20 protein-coding genes are annotated in these 20,099 nt (G+C 70.3%); 10 read left to right on the top strand and 10 right to left on the bottom strand.

Annotated features, from left to right (window positions below):
• The coding region (locus tag DRV85_RS18155) for a M24 family metallopeptidase (RefSeq protein WP_147238884.1) at positions 1-874 on the top strand (874 nt) is incomplete at its 5' end.
• A 1-nt stretch (position 875) separates the two neighbouring features.
• Here the strand turns inward: DRV85_RS18155 and DRV85_RS18150 are convergent.
• The 4 genes from DRV85_RS18150 to DRV85_RS18135 form a co-directional block, all read right to left on the bottom strand.
• Positions 876-1,463, bottom strand: a complete 588-nt coding sequence (locus DRV85_RS18150; protein WP_113290889.1) for a hypothetical protein — start codon at positions 1,461-1,463, stop codon at positions 876-878.
• A 136-nt stretch (positions 1,464-1,599) separates the two neighbouring features.
• Positions 1,600-2,790 carry a benzoate/H(+) symporter BenE family transporter gene (locus DRV85_RS18145; protein ID WP_113290888.1) on the bottom strand — a complete coding sequence of 397 codons (1,191 nt, stop codon included), beginning with the start codon at positions 2,788-2,790 and terminating at the stop codon, positions 1,600-1,602.
• A gap of 161 nt (positions 2,791-2,951) precedes the next feature.
• Positions 2,952-4,238 carry a homoserine dehydrogenase gene (locus DRV85_RS18140; protein ID WP_113290887.1) on the bottom strand — a complete coding sequence of 429 codons (1,287 nt, stop codon included), beginning with the start codon at positions 4,236-4,238 and terminating at the stop codon, positions 2,952-2,954.
• Positions 4,239-4,312: 74 nt separating this feature from the next.
• On the bottom strand, positions 4,313-4,537 hold the full coding sequence (locus DRV85_RS18135) for a hypothetical protein (RefSeq protein WP_113290886.1): 225 nt from the start codon (positions 4,535-4,537) through the stop codon (positions 4,313-4,315).
• A gap of 81 nt (positions 4,538-4,618) precedes the next feature.
• On the opposite strand from DRV85_RS18135, the gene DRV85_RS18130 reads away from it, so the two are divergent.
• Entirely contained in the window at positions 4,619-5,206 is a 588-nt protein-coding gene (locus DRV85_RS18130) for a TetR/AcrR family transcriptional regulator (RefSeq protein WP_113290885.1), read from the top strand.
• Positions 5,207-5,306: 100 nt separating this feature from the next.
• Here DRV85_RS18130 and DRV85_RS19275 read toward each other — a convergent pair whose 3' ends face one another.
• Both DRV85_RS19275 and DRV85_RS18120 read right to left on the bottom strand, forming a co-directional pair.
• Positions 5,307-5,456, bottom strand: coding sequence for a hypothetical protein (locus tag DRV85_RS19275; RefSeq protein WP_158540192.1), 150 nt, complete (start codon positions 5,454-5,456; stop codon positions 5,307-5,309).
• Positions 5,457-5,622: 166 nt separating this feature from the next.
• The gene (locus tag DRV85_RS18120) at positions 5,623-6,534 is read right to left on the bottom strand and encodes a pirin family protein (RefSeq protein WP_113290883.1); all 912 of its coding nucleotides are present in this window, start codon (positions 6,532-6,534) and stop codon (positions 5,623-5,625) included.
• Positions 6,535-6,716: 182 nt separating this feature from the next.
• Here DRV85_RS18120 and DRV85_RS18115 point away from each other — a divergent pair, with 182 nt between their 5' ends.
• Entirely contained in the window at positions 6,717-7,193 is a 477-nt protein-coding gene (locus DRV85_RS18115; protein ID WP_113290882.1) for a hypothetical protein, read from the top strand.
• 3 nt (positions 7,194-7,196) lie between these two features.
• On the opposite strand, the gene DRV85_RS18110 is transcribed toward DRV85_RS18115, so the two are convergent.
• From DRV85_RS18110 to DRV85_RS18100, 3 genes are read right to left on the bottom strand one after another with little or no spacing between them, the layout of a single operon-like run.
• Positions 7,197-7,754, bottom strand: a complete 558-nt coding sequence (locus tag DRV85_RS18110) for a TadE/TadG family type IV pilus assembly protein (protein WP_113290881.1) — start codon at positions 7,752-7,754, stop codon at positions 7,197-7,199.
• Between the two features lie 11 nt (positions 7,755-7,765).
• Entirely contained in the window at positions 7,766-8,287 is a 522-nt protein-coding gene (locus DRV85_RS18105) for a TadE/TadG family type IV pilus assembly protein (RefSeq protein WP_233495581.1), read from the bottom strand.
• An 8-nt stretch (positions 8,288-8,295) separates the two neighbouring features.
• Positions 8,296-10,050, bottom strand: coding sequence for a VWA domain-containing protein (locus DRV85_RS18100; protein WP_113290879.1), 1,755 nt, complete (start codon positions 10,048-10,050; stop codon positions 8,296-8,298).
• 337 nt (positions 10,051-10,387) lie between these two features.
• Here DRV85_RS18100 and DRV85_RS18095 point away from each other — a divergent pair, with 337 nt between their 5' ends.
• Positions 10,388-11,824, top strand: a complete 1,437-nt coding sequence (locus DRV85_RS18095) for a Glu/Leu/Phe/Val family dehydrogenase (RefSeq protein WP_113290878.1) — start codon at positions 10,388-10,390, stop codon at positions 11,822-11,824.
• Positions 11,825-11,837: 13 nt separating this feature from the next.
• Here DRV85_RS18095 and DRV85_RS18090 read toward each other — a convergent pair whose 3' ends face one another.
• Entirely contained in the window at positions 11,838-12,341 is a 504-nt protein-coding gene (locus tag DRV85_RS18090) for a hypothetical protein (RefSeq protein WP_113290877.1), read from the bottom strand.
• Between the two features lie 215 nt (positions 12,342-12,556).
• Here DRV85_RS18090 and DRV85_RS18085 point away from each other — a divergent pair, with 215 nt between their 5' ends.
• From DRV85_RS18085 to dnaG, 6 genes are all read left to right on the top strand, one after another.
• Positions 12,557-13,810, top strand: coding sequence for a sarcosine oxidase subunit beta family protein (locus tag DRV85_RS18085; protein WP_113290876.1), 1,254 nt, complete (start codon positions 12,557-12,559; stop codon positions 13,808-13,810).
• A 96-nt stretch (positions 13,811-13,906) separates the two neighbouring features.
• Positions 13,907-14,173: a sarcosine oxidase subunit delta gene (locus DRV85_RS18080; protein WP_113290875.1), complete on the top strand. Its 267-nt coding sequence runs from the start codon at positions 13,907-13,909 to the stop codon at positions 14,171-14,173.
• A complete protein-coding gene (locus tag DRV85_RS18075; protein ID WP_113290874.1) occupies positions 14,170-17,106 on the top strand; it encodes a sarcosine oxidase subunit alpha family protein in 2,937 nt (978 codons plus the stop codon). The genes DRV85_RS18080 and DRV85_RS18075 overlap by 4 nt, the downstream gene beginning before the upstream one ends.
• The gene (locus tag DRV85_RS18070; RefSeq protein WP_233495580.1) at positions 17,099-17,671 is read left to right on the top strand and encodes a sarcosine oxidase subunit gamma; all 573 of its coding nucleotides are present in this window, start codon (positions 17,099-17,101) and stop codon (positions 17,669-17,671) included. The genes DRV85_RS18075 and DRV85_RS18070 overlap by 8 nt, the downstream gene beginning before the upstream one ends.
• Before the next feature lie 21 nt (positions 17,672-17,692).
• Positions 17,693-17,995 (top strand): hypothetical protein, encoded by a 303-nt coding sequence (locus DRV85_RS19090; protein WP_147238883.1) that lies wholly within the window; start codon positions 17,693-17,695, stop codon positions 17,993-17,995.
• Positions 17,996-18,046: 51 nt separating this feature from the next.
• Positions 18,047-19,990 (top strand): DNA primase, encoded by a 1,944-nt coding sequence (gene dnaG / locus DRV85_RS18060; protein WP_113290871.1) that lies wholly within the window; start codon positions 18,047-18,049, stop codon positions 19,988-19,990.
• Positions 19,991-20,099: the final 109 nt, after the last annotated feature.

Genomic DNA, 20,099 nt, shown 5'->3' with positions numbered 1-20,099 from the left:
GCCGATGACGGAATGGACGGACAGCGAGGGGCCGCAGGCCGCGCTCGACGCCGCGCTCGAAGGGCTGGGGGCCACCGGCGCGCGCCGGATCGCGCTGGACGAGGCGATGCGCACCGATTTCGCGCTCCTTGTGCAGCGCGCGCTGCCCGGCGCCGAGCCGCGCCTCGCCGGCGCCCTGATGAGCCCGCTGCGGATGCGCAAGGACGACGACGAGCAGGAGGCGCTGCGCGAGAACGCCCGGATCGACGACGCCGCGATGGAGGCGGTCTTCGCCGCGATGGCGCCGGGCGTGACCGAGGCGGAGCTCGCCGAGACCGCGCGCGCGGTCTTTCGCGCCGAGGGGGCGCAGCCGCTCTTCGCCATCGTGGGCGCCGGGCCGAACGGCGCCTTCCCGCACCACCATACCGGTGGGACGGTGCTGCGCGAGGGCGATGCGGTGGTCATCGACATCGGCGCGCGCAAGGGCGCCTTCTCCTCCGACATCACGCGGATGGCCGCCATCGGACACGCCCCCGTGGGCTACGCGGGGGTGCATGCTGTCGTCGAAGGCGCGGTGCAGGCCGCGCTCGGGGCCGCGCGGCCGGGGGCGCGGGCGGCGGAGGTGGACGCCGCCGCCCGCGCGGTGATCGAGGAGGCGGGCTACGGCGCGCAGTTCGTGCATCGCACCGGCCACGGGATGGGGCTCGAGCCGCACGAGCCGCCCTGGATCGGCGCGGGGTCCGACACGGTGCTCGCCCCCGGCATGGTCTTCACGATCGAGCCTGGCATCTACCTGGAGGGGCGCTTCGGCATTCGCCTCGAGGAGGTTGTGATCCTGCATGACGACGGCGCCGAGGTGCTCTCGCGCCTGCCGCGCGACTTGCGGGTCGTCTGAGTCAGGGGCGCGCGGGCTCGAAGCGGCGCGACAGCGCGCGCTCGCGCTTTTCCGAGAGGACGAGGCCCCGGGGACGCCAGTTGTAGTCGGTGTCCTCGCGCGTGTGCTCCCAGAAGAGGATGCCGCCCTCGCGCCAGGGATCCAGCACCACGCCATCGAACATCGAGTCGCCCTTCGCCGAGATGATCGCGGTGGAGTGGTCGATGCGGAAGGGGTTGTCGGCGTTGGCGATCGCGCGGTGCAGCTCGAGGGTCTCGAAACCTTCCTGCTTCAGCCGCGCCTCCATGTCCTCGGCCCAGTGCCAGCAGAGCCCGCGCGGCTTGAGGCCCATGTTCACCTTGGTGTTGTGCACCAGCGGCGGATCGGTGATCTCGTATTCCAGCGCGAGCCGGTGGGTGTGCTCGTAGGAGATGCGCGCGGCGCGGGCCGCTTCCTCGGGGTCCACCTCGGGGCCGAGCGCCATGAGCGTCGCGGCGAGCTCGGCGATCTGCCGCTCCTCGCCGCGCGGCGGGCCGCCGGGCGGCATGGTTGCGCAGGCTGCCGCGAAGAGCGCCGCCAGGAGCGGCAGCAGGCGCAATAGTCTTCCCATGCTCGTCGATCCGGTCGCGCACCCGTGTCGGAATGCTGTCGAAGTAGTCCGCGGCGTGGCGGATGTCGAGTGCCCTCCGGCCCGAGGCGCGTCGGAAGGGGCGGCTTTGGTGCCGAAACGCCGCGGTCGGGATGGCTCAGGCGCGGAAGTCCTGCCGCTCGAGCAGCAGGCTCGCCGCCACGCCGAAGACGAGCCCCCAGAACGGCGCGCCGATGTTGGCGATGGGAAGCCCCGCGACGGTGACCAGAAAGGCCACCAGCGCGCCCAGCCCGAAGCGGCCGCCGAAGGAGGTCTGAAACGCCGCGAGCAGTGTGCGCAGAAGCGCGAGGCCGGCCAGCGTGGCCATGAAGGCCACGGGCGTGCCCAGCAGAAGGCTGGTCACCGCCGGCGCGAAGATGCCGAAGGCGACGGCGAGCAGCCCCAGAAAGACCGCCGCGATCCAGTGCCGCCCGCGGTCGCCCGAGGAGACCAGGATCGCGTTCGACGGCCCGGTCAGGCAGGTCGAGACGCAGCCGAGCGGTCCGGTCACCACCGAGGCGGCGCCGCAGGCGGTGGTGATGGCGTTGACCGGCGGCGCGTGGCCGGCCGCGCGCAGGATGACGATGCCCTGCGCGTTCTGCGCGGCGATCACCGTCACCGCGAGCGGCACGACGAGCTCCAGCGCGGCCGCGAGGCTGAACTCCGGCCGGTAGAGCTGCGGCGCCGCGAACAGCCGGTCGGTCGCCGAGAGCCCCGGCGCGCTGCCCTGCAGAAGCAGCACGGCGAGCCCCGCGATCAGCCCCCCGATCATGGGCGGAAACACCTTCTGAACCCCCGGCGAGACCGAAAGCGCCACGAAGGTCGCCGTCATCGCGGCCACGAGCAGGAAGTCGGTCTCGAAGGCGCGGATCCAGTCCAGGCCGAAGTCGAGGAAGACGCCCGCCACCATGCCCATCACGATGGGCATCGGCAGCCGGTCCATCGCCGTGCGGACCCAGCCGGTCAGCCCGAGCACGATCAGCAGCAGCGCGGTGAGCAGATAGGCCCCGATCACCTCGGCGAAGCTCAGCGTCTGCAGCGCGGCGCCCACGAGCACCGTGCCGGGGATCGTCCAGAAGAAGGCGAGCGGCTGACGGAAGGCCACCGACATGCCGATGGTCAGCACCCCGTTGAGCGCGAAGGCCGCGAAGAGCCAGGAGGCGAGATCGGCCTCGTCGAGCCCGCCGCGGGCGCCGGCCGCGAGAATGATCGCCACCGGCGCCGAGGCCGCGAAGAGAAACGCCACGAAGGCGTTGGCGAACTCGGTGAGCGGCAGGCCCGGCCGGGCGGGGCGCGCCGCGTCAGTCATGGCGGATACGGGGCAGGGCGGTCATGCGGCGCACTATTCCCCAGCCGCGAGGGAAGGGAAAGGGGCAAGGCGCGGCGCCCGGTTCCGGCGCGGCCAAGGCGCTTGCGAAGCGCCTTGAAAGCGGTTTTCAAACCGCTTGCCCGCCCCTGGCCCCGGCCGCGTCAGACCGTCTCGATCCTGAGCGCCACGGGTTCCGTCGCCAGCACGCCGGTCTCCGGCATGGCGGCCAGCGCGCGGTCGAGCGCATCGCGCGCGCAGCGGTGCGTGACGATCAGAACCGGCGCGGTGTCGGCCTCGTGGCCGTATTGCCGCATCCGGTCGATCGAGATGCCCGCCTCGCCCAGCACCGTCGCGATCCGGGCGAGCGCGCCTGGCTTGTCCATGAGCTCCATGCGCAGGTAGTAGGGCGCCGGCGTCGCCGAACGGGCCATGCTGACCGTTCCGAGCTGGTCGGCCGGCACCCCGAAGGTCGAGACCCGCGTCCCCCGCGCGATGTCGATGACGTCCGACATCACCGCGCTCGCCGTCGGCCCCTCGCCCGCGCCGGCCCCCCGCAGCACGATCTGGCCCGATTCGTCGCCCTCGAGCACGCACATGTTGGTGGGCCCCTCGAGCTGGCCGAGCGGCGTGTCGGCGCGCACGAGGCAGGGCGACATCCGTGCCTCGAGGCCGCGCCCGGTCATGCGCGCCACGCCCAGGAGCTTGATGCGGAAGCCGAGATCGCGCGCCCGGCGGATGTCGTCGATCGAGACGCGCTCGATTCCCTCGAGTTCGACCTCGTCGAAGGGCACCCGCACCCCGTAGGCGATGGCGGCGAGCAGCGCGAGCTTGTGGCCTGCGTCGATGCCGCCCACGTCGAGCGTCGGGTCGGCCTCGAGAAAGCCCAGCTGGTTGGCCTCGTCGAAAACCGTCTCGTAGGAGAGCCCGGCGCTCTCCATCCGCGTCAGGATGTAGTTGCAGGTGCCGTTCATCACGCCCAGCACGCGGTCGATCTCGTTGCCCGCGAGGCCCTCGGTCAGCGCCTTGACCACGGGGATCGCGCCGGCGACCGCGGCCTCGAAGCGCAGCACGCGGCCCCGGCTCTCGGCTGCGCGGGCAAGGTCGGGGCCGTGCAGCGCCAGCATGGCCTTGTTCGCCGTCACCACATCCTTGCCGGCTTCGAGCGCCGCCTCTGTCGCGGCCTTGGCCGGGCCGTCGCTGCCGCCCATGAGTTCGACCAGAAGGTCCACGTCGTCGCGCCGGGCGAGCGCGACGGGGTCGTCTTCCCAGTCGTAGCCCGAAAGGCTCACGCCGCGATCCTTGTCGCGCGTGCGCGCCGAGACCGCCGAGATCGTCACCGGTCGGCCGGCGCGCGCCTCGATCAGTTTCGCCTTGCGGCGCACGATCTTCACCACACCCGCGCCGACCGTGCCGAGTCCTGCGATTCCGAGGCGAAGGGGATCAGCCATGCGCGCGCTCCTCGTGCGATCCGGGACGCCGCGCGTCTAGCCGGTTCCGCGCGGGCGCGCAACGCCGCGCGGGCTCAGCGCGCGCGCAGCGCCGCGGCCCGCGCGCGCAAGGCTGCGCCGCGCGCCAGCAGCCGCTCGGCGTCTTCCGCGGCGAGGGTCTCGGGCGGCGCTTCGGCGAAGATCTCCTCGAAGGGCAGAAGCGGCGGATAGGCCGCGTCGCCGGTCCCGGGATCGAGGCCGGGCAGTTCGGGATACGCCGCGCAGGCGGCGAGCAGGAGCAGGGCGGAAAGCGCGCGCATGGCGCCGAGATTGCCCCGGCGGGCGGCCGGCGTCCAGCGCGCGGCTTGATTTGAACGGGCGTTCAGTAAATCCTCGCGCCCATGCCGAGACGCCCCGGATCGCACGCGGCCGAGACCAACCGGCGGATGCGCGAGGCCGCGCTGCGCCTCTTCGCGCGGCACGGCTATGCCGCCGTCTCGATGCGGCGCATCGCGGCGGAGGTGGGGGTGCAGGCGGGTGCCCTTTACAGCCACACGCCCGACAAGCAGACGCTGCTCTTTTCGCTCATGCAGGATCACATGCACGAGCTTCTCGCGGCCCGCGCGGCGCTGCCGCCCGTTCGCGGCGCCGAGGCGCGGCTGGAGCAGTTCGCGCGCTTTCACATCCGCTTCCATCTCGCGCGGCCGGAGGCGGTCTTCATCTCCTACATGGAGCTGCGCAATCTGGAGCCGGAGAACTTCCGGGTGATCGAAGGGTTGCGGCGCGACTACGAAACGGCGCTCGAGACGATCCTGCGCGACGGCGCGGCGGAGGGGGTGTTTTCGGTGCCGGACGCCAAGATCGCCGCTCTGGGGCTCATCGCGATGCTCAACGGGGTGAACACCTGGTATCGCGAAGGCGGCCGGCTGACCCTGGAGGAGGTCGAGGCAATCTACCGCGACATGGCGCGCAAGGCGGTCGCGGTCTGACGCGGCCCTTCAAGCGCGGACCGACCGACGGGAGGGACAAGCGTTCCGTCGCCTCCTGACCGCGCCGATTCGCGTGGGCGGTGCGCCCTGGGCCTCCGCCTCAGCCGGTGCCGTCGGACGAGGGAAGGTTGGCGCGCAAGAGACCCCAGATCCCGGCTGCGCAGAGCAGGCCACCGAAGAGCGCGATGCCGAGACCCACGGAGGCCTGCAGCGTCCCGGACCAGGCCGCGCCCGCACCGGCGAACGGCATTCCAAGGATCATCAGGAGCAGCGAGACGCGCCCGCGCCCGGCGCGTCGCGGCGTGCGCGAAACCTTTTGCGCGTCGGTTCCTGCGTCGGTGCTGCTTGCGCGCGCCGCCATGCGCCGGGGCGTGCCACTCGTGCCGACGAGTCGCAACCGCCCCGGGGCGTGACGCTCAGTGCGCGGGCCGGATGAAGCTGCCGTTTCGCAGCTCGGCCATCGCCTGCAGCAGCTCCTCGCGCGTGTTCATCACGATCGGACCGTGCCAGGCCACCGGCTCGCGGATCGGCGCGCCCGAGACCAGCAGGAAGCGGATGCCCTCGGGCCCGGCCTGCACCGTCACCTCGTCGCCCGTGCCGAAGCGCACCAGCGTCCGGTCGCCGGACATGTCGCGGATGTTGACCTCCTGTCCCGCGACCTCCTTCTCGAGCAGCACGCCCTGCGGATCGGAGGCGTCGGCGAAGCGGCCGGCCCCCTGGAAGACATAGGCGAAGGCGCGGCGGTAGGTGTCGATGCGGAAGGTCTTCTTCACGCCCGCCGGCACGAAGACGTCGAGATACTGCGGCTCGGCCGCGATGCCGTCCACGGGCCCCGTTTTGCCCCAGAACTCGCCCACGATCACCTTCACGCGCGTGCCGTCGTCGTCGATCACCTCCGGAATGTCGGCGCCCTTCACGTCCTGGTAGCGCGGCGCGGTCATCTTCAGCGACGACGGCAGGTTCGCCCAGAGCTGGAAGCCGTGCATCTGGCCCTTGGCGTTCCCCTTGGGCATCTCCTGATGCAGGATGCCGGAGCCGGCGGTCATCCACTGAACGTCGCCCGCGGCGAGGCTGCCGGTATTGCCGAGACTGTCGCCGTGCTCCACGGTGCCTTCCAGAACGTAGGTGATCGTCTCGATGCCCCTGTGCGGATGCCAGGGAAAGCCCTTGAGATAATCCTCGGGCCGTTCGTTGCGGAAGTCGTCGAACAGCAGGAAGGGGTCGAGCTCCGACGGATCCTGAAAGCCGAAGGCGCGGTGGAGATGCACGCCCGCGCCCTCCAGCGTCGGTTGCGCGCGGCGGGTCTCGATGGTGGGTCTGAGCGACATGGTCTGATCCTCCGAAGGCGTCGAGCGAGAGGTAGGGTCTGCGCATCCGCCAAGCAATCTGCCCTGACGGCGAGGCGCTGTGCGGCGGTGCACAGCGGCGCGCCTGCCACGCCCGTGCCCCTCTCGCCACGGCCTATGGCGCGCGCTAAGAGGGCGCGGTCCGCTCAGGGAGGCAGCCGTCCATGGACGAGGAGGTCATCATCGCGTTGCAGCCAGCGCCCGCGCGGCGCGCCATCGGCACGGCGATCGTGGCCGCGCTCGGCGTGCTGCTGATCTGGCTCGCCGTCGTGGCGCCGCCCGCCTCGGCGCTCTGGCTCGCCTTTCTGCTGGGCCTTGGCGCGCTGGCGCTCTGGGCGGCGCTGCGCATGTGGCAGGCGACGGGCAACGCGGTGGAGCTGACCGAGGCGGGGCTGCGCGATTCCGACGGCACGGTGATCGCGGATTTCGACGAGATCGACGGGATTGACCGCGGTCTATTCGCCTTCAAGCCCTCGAACGGCTTTCTGCTGACGCTCTCGCGGCCCGGGCCGCGCGCGTGGCGGCCGGGGCTCTGGTGGCGCACCGGCCGGCGGGTCGGGGTAGGGGGGCTCACCCCCCGTGGACCGGCCCGCGCGATGGCCGACGCGATCCAGATCAGGCTCGCCGGAAGGGACCGCTGAAGCTCAACTCACGTCGCTCCAGACCAGCTGCGGGGCGAAGCGCGGCCGCGTGTAGACGAAGGTCGTGAGCGTGCGGTCGCCGAGGCCGATGTTCATGATCGAATTGTAGTCGATGAATGTCTCGACAAGGATGATCTGCTCCTCGTCGACCATCGTCGGCAGAACGCCGTCCCACTGCGAGACCTCGGTCGCGTCGAGCGCCTCGGCATTGCCCCGCGCCTGCGACCAGCGCAGGTCGTAGAGATTGTCCTCTTCGTCCCAGCGGATCACCGAGACGCGGATGCCCAGATCCTGGGTGGGCGTGTCGGTGAGCGCCTCGAGCAGGGTGAGCGTGTTGTCCATGTATTCCGGCGTGATCAAGCCGGTCTCGCGCGAGAGCATGTCGCCGATGGTGTAGGCGGCTTTCTCGTTGATCGAGTTCTCGCGGAAGGCGTCGAAGATGACGAAGGTCGCGCCGAAGCTCCAGAAGAGCACCGGCATCATGATCGCCGCCTCGACGGTGAGGCTCGCGCGGGTGTCCCGGGCGAAACGGGCGAGCAAGCAGGCGATGTGGCGCAGCATGGCCGTTCTCCTCACGGTTCCTGCACGAAGGCGGAGGTCAGCACGATGGCGACATCGCCTGCGCCGTCCGTCTTCATGTTTTCCACCAGCTTGCTGGTGGGCGAAAGCGGGCTGACCTTGAGGCAGGCGCGCAGCAGCATCAGCTGGTTGGACGTGCCGGGAACGAACTGGCGCACCGGCTTCACTTCCTCGGACTTGTCCGTGCAGTCGACATCGTTGGGCAGGGACTGCCAGTCGCGCATGTCGGTGCGGATCATCTCGAGCCGCAGGTTGTTCTCGCAGCCGGGAAGCACGATGGCGTTGTCGCAGATCGCGGTCTTGATCTCGTCGTGCTGCGGCGCCGATCCGGTGCCGAGCCGGATGTCGCGCACGGCGATGTCCAGCCCCCGCTCGAGCATGGCCTGCCGCATCGTCATCAGGCCGAGCTCGAAGGACGCATAAAGGAACACGAGAAAGAAGGGGAACCACAGGGCGAACTCGACCGTCATGGCGCCCTGCTCCTCCCGCCGGAAGCGACGGAGCCAGTGGGACATCTGCCAGCTCATTGGGTCAGCCTCAGCTGATTGATCTGGCGCGCGATCGCGTTGAAGGCGTCTGCGATCTCCAGATCCTGGACGTTGAAGTAATGCGCAGGCGAGGAGGCGCAGTTGGCCATCTGCTGCTGCGCGGCCGAAGGCGCCTCGAAGGCGATGGTGTAGACCGTCACGCCGTTGGCCTTGGCCAGGTTGCACTGATCGTAGAAGCTCTGGACGTTGGTCGAGGCGCTGCTGATCTGCTGGCTGGCGGAGTTCGGCTGGTTCTTCAGCTCGACGCTCGCGTTTTCAGGATCCAGCGGAGCGGTCGGGCGGACCTGCTGGGTGATCTGGCCGTCGGTCATCAGCACGATCACCTTGGTCCAGCCTTCCTCGTTCCAGGCCGACGGCCGGGTCTTGAACTGCTCGGGCACCTGGCCCGCCGTGCTCAGATGCTCGAAGGCCGGCTGCGTGTCGGGATCGAGCAGCGCAAGCCCCCACTTCATCGCATAGTGCGTGCCCGTGCCGTCGTGCATCCGCAGGTTGGTGATGAAGTCGTGCAGCGCCGCCTCGTCGTTCTGCGCGTACTGGATGCGCGTGTCGTCCTCGGGGCACCAGCCCCAGTCCATCACGTTCGCCGCGATCGTCCAGTTCATGAAGTGCGGAACCTGCGGGCGTCCATTGGGGAGCAGGCCGATGCTGTCGAAATCGGACTCCTCGATCTCGAGACAGGAGGAGACCTGCGGCATGACCTCGGCATAGAAGTCGCTGAAGTTGAGTTCGATGTCCGGGCCCTTGCCGTTGTTCATCGGATCGCCCTGCAGCGGCGTGCCGTCGACGCTGAAGAACTCCGTTTCGGCCTGCCCGCCCTTGATGGACACGCCGAAGGCGGCGGCCGCGTCCTCGAGCTCGGGCTGGGTGCGCGCGAGGTATTCGGTGACCGACTCGAAGTAGCTGTCGACGTCGTCCTTGTTGAACTCGGCCACGTCGCTGTCGGGATATCCCTCGATCTTGGCCGCGTAGTCGAGCTCGTCGTCGTGGTCCCGGTCGAAGTAGATGACGATGTTCGAGATGTCCTGTTCCCACTCGGGGAAGTGGTCCTCGCCGGTGCTGCCGTACCGCACGCCCTGGAGATATTCGAACATCTCCGGGCCCGGGTTGGTCTGGCCGGCGTAGGGCACGATGTTGATCGAGGTCGTGCTGGCCGCGTCGCCCGAGAGCACCGTCGAGATGAAGTCCCGGGCGGCGGGCTTGAGGTTGGTCATGCGGTTGTTCCACCGCATGGTGCCCGAGATGTCGAGCACCAGCGAGATCTCGGTGTTGGGGATCACCTCCTCGGCGGTGCCGGCTGCCGGCGCGCGCAGCTTGTCCACGCCGAGGATATGGAGAAGAATGGGATTGCTCTCCGTCGCCGCCTGCGCCGAGACGGTGCGGAAGTTCAGCCCGCTGACCGGCGTGACGCTGATCAGATCGCCGCCGAGACCGGCCTTGTCGAAATAGTCCTGGACGACCGACTGGGGCGAAAGGGTCTGATCGAGGTCCGCCGCGGCCAGCACCGCGCGGTCGAGGGTGCCCTGCAGCTGCGTCCGACGCATCTCGTTGAGCATGAAGTCGATGCCGAGGCCGCCGACCATCATCATCATCATGAGCATGAACAGCGACCAGATCGCCAGCGCTCCGCTTTCGTCGCGCCCGAAGCGGGCGAGTCGGCGGTGCAGCAGGCGACGAATGGCGCGCGTGCGTTGGCGGGACCGGGCTTCAGCCCGAGTGCACTTGACCGTCATGACCGTTACCCCGGCTCTGTCAGCGCCCCCACGCCTCGCGATGCGGCCCGGAACTTCTGTCAGGGTCCACTCCGCAACGAGTCTGGTGACATGGAAACCGGGCCAAATTGTGGCGAAAACGCCAAGTATTTCGGGGATTTGTTCCCCGCTGGTGTCCGGTGCGCGAAACCTCTTCCCATTGTCGCCCGTTCGCGGACATGCGCGGGCCGAGACCGCCGCCCGGTGCGACTCGGCAAGAAAAGCATCGCGCCCCGGCGCCTTTGCGTCCTAGGCTCGCGGCGGGAGTCGCGCGACGCAGCGAGGACTGCGCGCGCGGGAAGACAACAGGGAGGAGCGCATGGCACAGGCTGCCGCCGCCGAGCCGACATTCCGCGAGAGCGTGGACCTGATGTTCAACCGCGCCGTGGCGCTGATGGACCTGCCGCCGGGGCTGGAGCAGAAGATCCGCGTCTGCAACGCGACCTACACGGTGCGGTTCGGGGTGCGCCTGCGCGGGCGCATCCACACCTTCACCGGCTACCGCTCGGTGCATTCCGAACATCTCGAGCCGGTCAAGGGCGGCATCCGCTACGCGCTCGCCGTCAACCAGGACGAGGTCGAGGCGCTGGCGGCGCTGATGACCTACAAATGCGCCCTGGTCGAGGCGCCCTTCGGCGGCTCCAAGGGCGGCCTGTGCATTGACCCGCGCGAGTATGACGAGGAAGAGCTGGAGCGGATCACGCGCCGCTTCGCCTACGAGCTCATCAAGCGTGATCTCATCAATCCCGCGCAGAACGTGCCCGCGCCCGACATGGGCACCTCGGAGCGCGAGATGGCCTGGATCGCGGATCAGTACAACAGGATGCACACGACCGACATCAACGCCCGCGCCTGCGTCACCGGCAAGCCGCTCAACGGCGGCGGCATCGCGGGCCGGGTGGAGGCCACGGGCCGCGGCGTGCAGTTCGCCCTGCGCGAGTTCTTCCGCCACCCCGAGGACGTGGCCGCGGCCGGGCTCGACGGCGGGCTCGAGGGCAAGCGCGTGATCGTGCAGGGTCTTGGCAACGTGGGCTTCCACGCGGCGAGCTTCCTGTGCGGCGAGGACGGCGCGAAGCTCACAGGCATCATCGAGCGCGACGGCGCGCTCTACAATCCCGAGGGCATCGACTGCCACGCGGTGCGCGAGTGGATCCTGCGCCACGGCGGCGTGACCGGCTTTCCAGACGCCACGCATTCCGCCGAAGGGGCAGAGGTGCTCGAAGCGGAGTGCGACATCCTGATCCCCGCCGCGCTCGAAGGCGTCATTCACCGCGAGAACGCCGAGCGCATCAAGGCGCCGCTCATCATCGAGGCGGCGAACGGACCCGTCACCGCAGCCGCGGACGAGATCCTGCGCCGCAAGGGCACGATCATCATTCCCGACATGTACGCCAACGCGGGCGGCGTGACGGTGAGCTACTTCGAGTGGGTGAAGAACCTCAGCCACATCCGCTTCGGCCGGCTCCAGCGGCGGCAGGAGGAGGCGCGACACGAACTCATCCTGCGCGAACTCGAGCGGCTCGACCACATGCTGGGCGACGCCTGGAACCTCTCGCCCGACTTCAAGAAGAAGTATCTGCGCGGCGCGGACGAGCTCGAGCTGGTGCGCTCGGGCCTCGACGACACGATGCGCACCGCCTACCAGTCGATGCGCGAGGTCTGGCACGACCGCGAGGAGGTGGCCGATCTGCGGACCGCCGCCTATCTGGTCTCCATCGAGCGGGTCGCGGCGAGCTATCAGGCCAAGGGGCTCTGACCGCTCCGGCGTCTCAGGCCTCTTCGCCCGTCTCCTCGCCCGCCTTGGTCAGCGCGTCGAGGAAGGCCGCGATCTCGGTGTCGCCGCCCCCGGCCTCGACGGTCTTGCGCGTCAGGTGCAGCCGCGGCGCGTCCTCGACCCCCGCGAGGCGGCCGAGTTCGGTGAAGGCGGGGCCGGGATGATTGGCGGCGTCGCTGGTCAGCACGAGCCCCAGCCGGTCGGGCAGCGTCGGCGTCGCCTCCAGCCACTTGCGCAGCGGAAGCGCCGCGCGGCCGATCCAGACCGGGGCGGCGAGCGCGGCCCAGTCCGCCCCGCGCGCGACATCCGGCGGCGGCGCGTCGGGCGCGTCCCCCATCCCGGTCATCGCGCGAAATCCCCAGACCGCGTAGCCCAGGGCGCCGGGCCCCGGGCCACCCGCCTCGATCCGGTGCAGCGTGGCATCTGTCTCTTTCGCCAGCCGGTCGCAGAGCTTGGCGGTGGTGCCGCTGAAGGAATAGCAGATGATGACGCCGGACATCCCGATACCTTTCGCCTTTCTCGCGGGGCTCAGACTGACGGCGCGCTCCGGAGCGCGCCTTGACCCCGCGCAAAACGCAGACACTTGGCCGGGCGTTCCGAGAGGTCTGTCGCGCATCGACCCGCAAATGTCGAAAAGCGAGACGGCGGCGACGGCGCCGCATTGCTAAGCGGCTGAGAGGATGGTTCAGTCGCGGCCGGTATCGGGAGAGGGACATGCGCTTTTCGGGATTCCGCGTGCTCCGCGAGGGGCTGACCGGCAACCGGGGATGGGCCCCGCACTGGCGGGATCCGGAGCCGAAATCCGACTACGACGTGGTGATCGTCGGCGGCGGCGGTCACGGGCTCGCCACGGCCTTCTACCTCGCCAAGGAGCACGGGATCACCAATGTCGCGGTGCTGGAGAAGGGCTACCTGGGCGGCGGCAACGTGGGCCGCAACACGACGATCGTGCGGGCCAACTACTTCCTGCCGGGCAACTCGGAGTTCTACTCGCACTCCCTGAAGCTCTGGGAGGGGATGGAGGAAGAGCTCAACTTCAACGTGATGCATTCGCAGCGGGGGCTCATCAACCTCTTCCACTCGGACGGGCAGCGCGACGCCTTCGCCCGCCGCGGCAACGCCATGGTGAACCAGGGCGACGACGCGATCCTGCTCGACCGCGAGGGTGTGCGTAAGCTGCTGCCCTACCTCGACTTCGAGAACACGCGCTTCCCGATCTACGGCGGGCTCTACCACCCGCGCGGCGGCACGGCGCGCCACGACGCGGTGGCCTGGGGTTACGCGCGCGGCGCGGACGCGCGCGGCGTGGACCTGATCCAGAACTGCGAGGTCACGGGCATCGACGTCGAACAGGGCCGCGTCACGGGCGTGCAGACCACGCGCGGCGCGATCCGCGCGAAGAAGGTGGCGATCGTCGTCGCCGGCCGCTCCAGCCAGGTGGCCGCGATGGCGGGGCTGCGCCTGCCGATCGAGAGCCATGTGCTCCAGGCTTTCGTGACCGAGGGGCTCAAGCCCGTGATCGACCACGTCGTGAGCTTCGGCATGGGGCATTTCTACATCAGCCAGTCCGACAAGGGCGGGCTGGTTTTCGGGGGCGACCTCGACTTCTACGCCTCCTACGCCGCGCGGGGGAACCTGCCGATGGTCGAGCACGTGATGGAGGCGGGGATGACGCTGATGCCGATGATCGGCAAGGCGAAGGTGCTGCGCTCCTGGGGCGGCATCATGGACATGACGCCGGACGGCTCGCCGATCATCGACCGCGCGCCCGTGGCCGGGCTCTATCTCAACTGCGGCTGGTGCTACGGCGGCTTCAAGGCGGTGCCGGGCTCGGGCTTTTCCTTCGCGCATCTGATCGCGACCGACCGGCATCACCCGCCCGCCGCGCGCTACCGGCTGGATCGCTTCGCGACGGGACGCGGGCTCATGGACGAGGAGGGGACCGGTGCGCAGCACAACTTGCACTGACGGCGCGCCGCCCTGCCGGCAGCGACAGGCCGCGGGGTCCGGAATGGGTATTTGGGGACCGTTGAAGGACGCGGGACCAGGCCGGGTGGGGTGCTCATGCGACTGAGATGTCCGCTTTGCGGCGAACGCGACCGGCGCGAGTTCACCTACAAGGGGGCGGCGGTGGCGCTCGACCGGCCGGCGACCGAGGCGTGGTCGGCCGACTGGGACGACTACCTGCACAACCGTGCGAACCCGGCGGGCGAGACGCGCGACCTCTGGCAGCACGCGGCGGGCTGCGGCGCCTGGCTGGTGGTGACGCGGGATACGGTGACGCATTCGATCGCCGACGTGCGGCTCGCGCGCGGGGAGGGCACGGCATGAGGCTGCCGGGCAGGGGCCGCAACGCGGGCGCCGAAGAGGTCCGCTTCCGCTTCGACGGGCGCGACTATCGCGGGCGGGCGGGCGAGCCGCTGGCCGCGGCGCTTCTGGCCAACGGCGTCCGGGTGATGGGGCGCAGCTTCAAGTATCACCGGCCGCGCGGGGTGATGACGGCCGGCTCGGAGGAACCCAACGCGCTCGTCACCGTCGGCCGCGGCGCGGACCGGGAACCCAACGTGCGCGCGACGGTGCAGGAGGTCTTCGAGGGGCTCGAGGCCTATGGGCAGAACGCCTGGCCCTCGGTGCATTTCGACCTGATGGCGGTCAACGATCTCTTCGCGCCCTTCCTCGGCGCGGGATTCTACTACAAGACCTTCATGTGGCCCCGCGCCTTCTGGGAGAAGCTTTACGAGCCCGGGATCCGGCGGGCGGCGGGGCTGGGGGTGCTGTCGGGCGAGCATAACCCGGACCCTTACGAGAAGGCCTTCGCCTTCTGCGACCTGCTGGTGATCGGTGCGGGGCCCGCGGGGCTGATGGCCGCGCTGGCGGCGGGCCGCGCGGGCGCGGAGGTGATCCTCGCCGACGAGGGGCCGGAGCCGGGCGGGCGGCTTCTGTCGGAAGACGAGAGAGTCGAAGGTCAGCCGGCGCAGGCCTGGGTCGCAGTGGTGCTGGCCGAGCTGGCCGAGATGCCCAACGTCCGGGTCATGACGCGGACAACGGTCACCGGCGCCTACGACCAGGGGACCTATGGCGCGCTGGAGCGGGTGAGTGCGCATATGGCGCGTCCCGCGCCAGGCCTGCCGCGCGAATGCTTCTGGCGCATCGCGGCGAAGCGGGCCGTGCTCGCGGCGGGCGCGCTGGAGCGGCCCGTGGCCTTCGCCGGCAACGACCGGCCCGGCGTGATGCTGGCCTCGGCCATGCGCAGCTATCTGCACCGCTGGGGCGTGGCGCCGGGGCGTTCGGTCGTCGTCTTCGGCAACAACGACGACGCGCAGCGCACCGCGCGCGACCTCGCCGCGGCCGGCGTGCACGTCGCGGCGATGGTGGACGCGCGCACCGATGCGCCGGAGGTCGCGGGCGTGCGGATGTTCCGCGGCGCGGTGGTGACCGGCACGGCCGGCGGACGGCACGGGCTCGAGGCGGTGACGATCCGCTGCGAGGACGGGCGCGTGGAGCGCATCGCGGTCGAGAGCCTCGCCGTCTCGGGCGGCTGGAACCCGGCCGTGCATCTGACCTGCCACATGAACGGCCGCCCGGTCTGGCGCGAGGAGATCGCGGCCTTCGTGCCCGCCGACGGCGCCGTGCCGGGTCTCGCGCCCGCAGGCGCCTGCGCCGGCGAGTTCTCGACGCGCGGCTGTCTCGAGGCCGGCCTGCGCGCCGCCGGCGCGGCGCTCGCGGACCTGGGAATGCAGGCGCCGGCGATGGAGGCGCCCGAGGCCGACGCCGCGCGGTATCGCCTGCGCCCGCTCTGGGCGGTGGAGGGGAGGGGCCGCGCCTGGCTCGACTTCCAGAACGACGTGACCGTGAAGGACGTGAAGCTCGCCGCGCAGGAGAACTACGCGTCCGTCGAGCACATGAAGCGCTACACCACGCAAGGGATGGCCCCGGACCAGGGCAAGAATTCGAACGTCGCCGCGCTCGCCGTGCTGGCCGAGGCGACGGGGCGGGGCATCCCCGAGACGGGGACGACGACCTTCCGCCCGCCCTACGTGCCGGTCTCGATCGCCGCCATGGGCGCGGGCGCCCAGGGCAAGGGCTTCGCGCCCGAGCGCCTGACCACGAGCCACGCGGCCAGCCGCGCGCGCGGCGCGCCGATGATCGAGGCGGGGCTCTGGTACCGGCCGAGCTACTTCCCGCAAGGAGACGAGGACTGGGAGGCCGCCTGCCGGCGCGAGGCGCGGATGGTGCGCGAGGCGGTGGGGGTGGCCGATGTCTCGACCCTCGGCAAGATCGACGTGCAAGGGGCTGACGCGGCGCGTTTTCTCGATTTCGTGTATACCAATACCTTCTCCACGCTGAAGCCCGGCCGCGTGCGCTACGGCCTGATGCTGCGCGAGGACGGGCACGTGATGGACGACGGCACCACCGCGCGGTTTGGCGAAACCCATTTCGTGATGACCACGACCACCGCCGCGGCGGGCGAGGTGATGGCGCATCTGGAATGGGTGCGGCAGGGGCTGCGCCCCGACTGGGACGTGCGGCCGATCTCGGTCACGGAGCAGTGGGCGCAGTTCGCCGTCGCCGGGCCGAGATCGGCCGAGCTTCTGGACGGGCTGATCGACGGCGGGCTCGACAAGGACGCCTGGCCCTTCATGTCCTGCGGTAAGGTCACGGTGCAGGGGATCGGGGGCCGGCTCTTCCGCATCTCCTTCTCCGGCGAGGAGGGCTACGAGATCGCGCTGCCCGCGCGCTATGGCGCCGCGCTCTTCGACGAATTGCTGACGCGGGCCGAGGCGCTGGGCGGCGGGCCCTACGGGATGGAGGCGCTGAACGCGCTGCGGGTGGAGAAGGGCTTCATCACGCATGCCGAGATCCACGGGCGCACGACGGCCTTCGATATCGGCATGGCACGCATGGTGAGCGCGAAGAAGGACTGCATCGGCAAGGCCGCCGCCACCCGCGAGGGGCTTTCGGGCGAGGATCGCGAACAACTTGTCGGCTTGCGGCCCGTGGAGGAGGGCGCCCGGATGACCGCCGGCGCGCATGTCTTCGCAGAAGGCGCGGCGCATGTGCGCGAGAACTCCGAGGGCTACGTCACCTCCGTGGCGCCTTCGGTCGCCCTCGGCGGCTGGCTGGGGCTGGGATTTCTGCGCAATGGGCGTGCGCGGCACGGCGAGGTGGTGGTGCTGGTCGATCACCTGCGCGGGCGGCGGCTGCGGGCGACCGTGCAGGATCCCGTGCAATACGACCCTGAGGGAGTGCGTCTGCGTGGCTGAGCTTGCACCCATGAGCCCCTGCGCGGGGCTGTTGCCGCTGCGGTCGGGGACCGTGCGGCTGGCCGAGGTCGATCCGGGCCGCATCACCTCGCTGATGCCCGGGCCGGGGCAGGCGGCGGCGCTCGATCGCGCGCTGTCCGAGACGCACGGTCTGGGCTGGCCGGCGCCGGGGCAGGCGATCCTCTCGCAGAGGGGTGGCGTGGTCTGGACGGGACTGGACCAGGCGATGCTCATGGGGCCCGCGCCCGACCCGGCGCTTGCACGGCACGCCGCGCTCACCGATCAGTCCGACGCCTGGGCGGTGGCGGATCTGTCGGGCGGGGACGGGCCGGAGGTGCTCGCCCGCCTCGTGCCGGTCGATCTGCGTCCGCAGGCCTTCGCCGAGGGCGCCACCGCGCGCACGCTCCTGGGCCACATGACGGCGAGCATCACGCGGACGGGGCCAGAGACGCTGCGCATCATGGTGTTCCGCTCGATGGCGCGGACGCTGGTGCATGACCTGCACGCCGCCATGGATGCAGTGGCGGCGCGGCGCGGGCTGGATGCCGGCGGGCCGCCGCGCTAGGCTCTCGGCCGGGAGGATCAGATGCGATTGACTGCTGCCATCGCCGTTTCGGTTGCGCTTGTCGCCGCGCCTGCCTTCGGTCAGAGCCTGCGAAGCCTGTGCGAGACGTCTGCCGAGACGGCTGAGGACGCCGCCCAGATGCGCCGCGACGGCACGCACACCGAGGCCGAGGCCCTGGCCGAGATCGCCGCGCGCCATGCTGACGCACCGGAGCTTCAGGCGCTCGCGGCCGAGATCGCGGCATGGGTCTGGAGCCTGCCCGAGGACGACCTCGATCCGCGGGCGATCGGCGTGGCCTTCTTCGATCGCTGCATCGGGCAATAGCCGCGCGGCTGGTTCTGGACAGGCCGCACCGCGCGCACGATATTGCAGGGCATGAGCCTGCCCCCCGGTTTTCTCGACGAGCTGCGCAGCCGCCTGAGCCTCGCCCAGGTCGTCGGGCGCAAGGTCATGTGGGACAGCCGCAAGTCGAATCAGGCCAAGGGCGACATGTGGGCGCCGTGCCCCTTCCACCAGGAGAAGACGGCGAGCTTCCACGTCGACGACCGCAAGGGCTTCTACTACTGCTTCGGCTGTCACGCGAAGGGCGACGCGATCAGCTTCGTGCGCGAGTCCGAGAACCTGGGCTTCATGGAGGCGGTCGAGGTGCTGGCGCGCGAGGCCGGCATGCAGATGCCCGCCCGCGATCCCCGCGCGCAGGAGAAGGCCGACCACCTGACGCGCCTGCGCGAGGTGATGGAGGCCGCGGTGCGGCATTACCGCATGCAGCTCGCCACGGGCGCGGCGGCCGAGGCGCGCGAATATCTCGTCCGGCGCGGCCTCGACGAGGATACGCTCGCACGGTTCGAGATCGGCTATGCGCCCGAGGCGCGGCGCGGCCTCTACGAGGCGCTGCGCGGACGCGGGGTCGAGGAGGCGATGATCGTCGAGGCCGGGCTCGCGGCGCAGCCCGACGACGGCGGCGCGGCCTACGACCGCTTTCGCGGCCGCATCGTCTTTCCGATCCGCGACGGGCAGGGGCGGGCCATCGGCCTGGGCGGCCGGGCGATGCGCGCCGACGCGCGGGCGAAGTATCTCAACTCGCCCGCCACGCCGCTCTTCGACAAGTCGCGCAGCCTCTACAATCTCGCACCTGCGCGCGAGGCCGCCGGCAAGGGCCAGCCGCTGATCGTGGCCGAGGGCTACATGGACGTGATCGCGCTCGTGCGGGCGGGCTTCGAGGCGGCCGTCGCGCCGCTCGGCACGGCGATCACCGAGGAGCAGCTCGACCTGCTCTGGCGGATGGCGGACGAGCCGCTGATCGCGCTCGACGGCGACCGCGCGGGCCTGAGCGCCGCCCATCGGCTCATCGACCTGACGCTGCCGCGGCTCACGGCGGGCAAGGGTCTGCGCTTCGTGCTGATGCCGCCCGGCCAGGATCCCGACGACCTGCTCCGCGCGGGCGGACCCGCGGCGATGCAGAAGCTGATCGACGGCGCGCTGCCCATGGTCCAGCTGCTCTGGCAGCGGGAGACCGAAGGCCGGATACTGACCGAGCCGGATCAGCGAGCGGCGCTAGAAGCCGATCTCGCGGCACATATTGCAGCGATCAACGACAAGAACATCCGTTTTCACTATGATCGAAAGCTCAAGGACCTCGCGTTTCAGACTTTTCGGGCACTTGATGGGGCTGCCCGGAAGCGCGGACGCAAGGCTGGTGCGTTGGATGGGCCGCGCCTAAGTACGCAACGCTCGCTTCTTTCGGCAGCAAGCTCCGATTCAACGATGGAGCGGTGTCAAGAGGAAGCGATTCTCTCGGCGCTGCTGCTGCACCCTTCGCTGGCCGCCGAGGTCGAGGCGCGCCTCGAGTCGCTGGAGTGGTCCGAGCCCGAGCACGCCACGCTGGCGGGTGTGATTCTCTCGCATCAGGAGGCATCTCCGGACGCGTTGCGCCAGCATGTGCGCGATATTTTGGGCGAAGCGCCTCTTGAACGTCTCGACTCCTTGGACCATTTGGCGGTCATGCCCTTCCGCCGACGGCCGGGCGATCGTGATTCGGCGCGACTCGCCCTGGTCAGCGCGCTCGAGAGACTGGAGGCGGAACAGGGCCACCGGATGGAACTCAGCGAGGCGGAGGAAGACATCGCGGGGCTGGCCACCGAGACGCTTACCTGGCGCCTGCGCGACGCGGCCGAGGCGCGACACAGGGCGGGGCGGGCCATGCAGGAGGACAGGACCGACTACGACATCGCCGAGAACGGGGCCCGAATCAGCCGGCAGGAACGCGAGGCGATGCTGAAGATGCTGGCGGACCTCGGTCTTTCCGATCCCGAGCGATGAGGCCGCGACACGACAGAAGCCGGAAAAAATTGGGGGCGCCGGCTGTCCGAATCAGCTCAGAGCGCTATTGATTCGCACGACCCGCGCCCCTGACAGCCAGGAGACCCGA

It is taken from the genome of Rhodosalinus halophilus, from assembly GCF_003298775.1.
Lineage (GTDB): Bacteria > Pseudomonadota > Alphaproteobacteria > Rhodobacterales > Rhodobacteraceae > Rhodosalinus > Rhodosalinus halophilus.
This window is presented reverse-complemented; position numbering and strand designations above follow the sequence as displayed.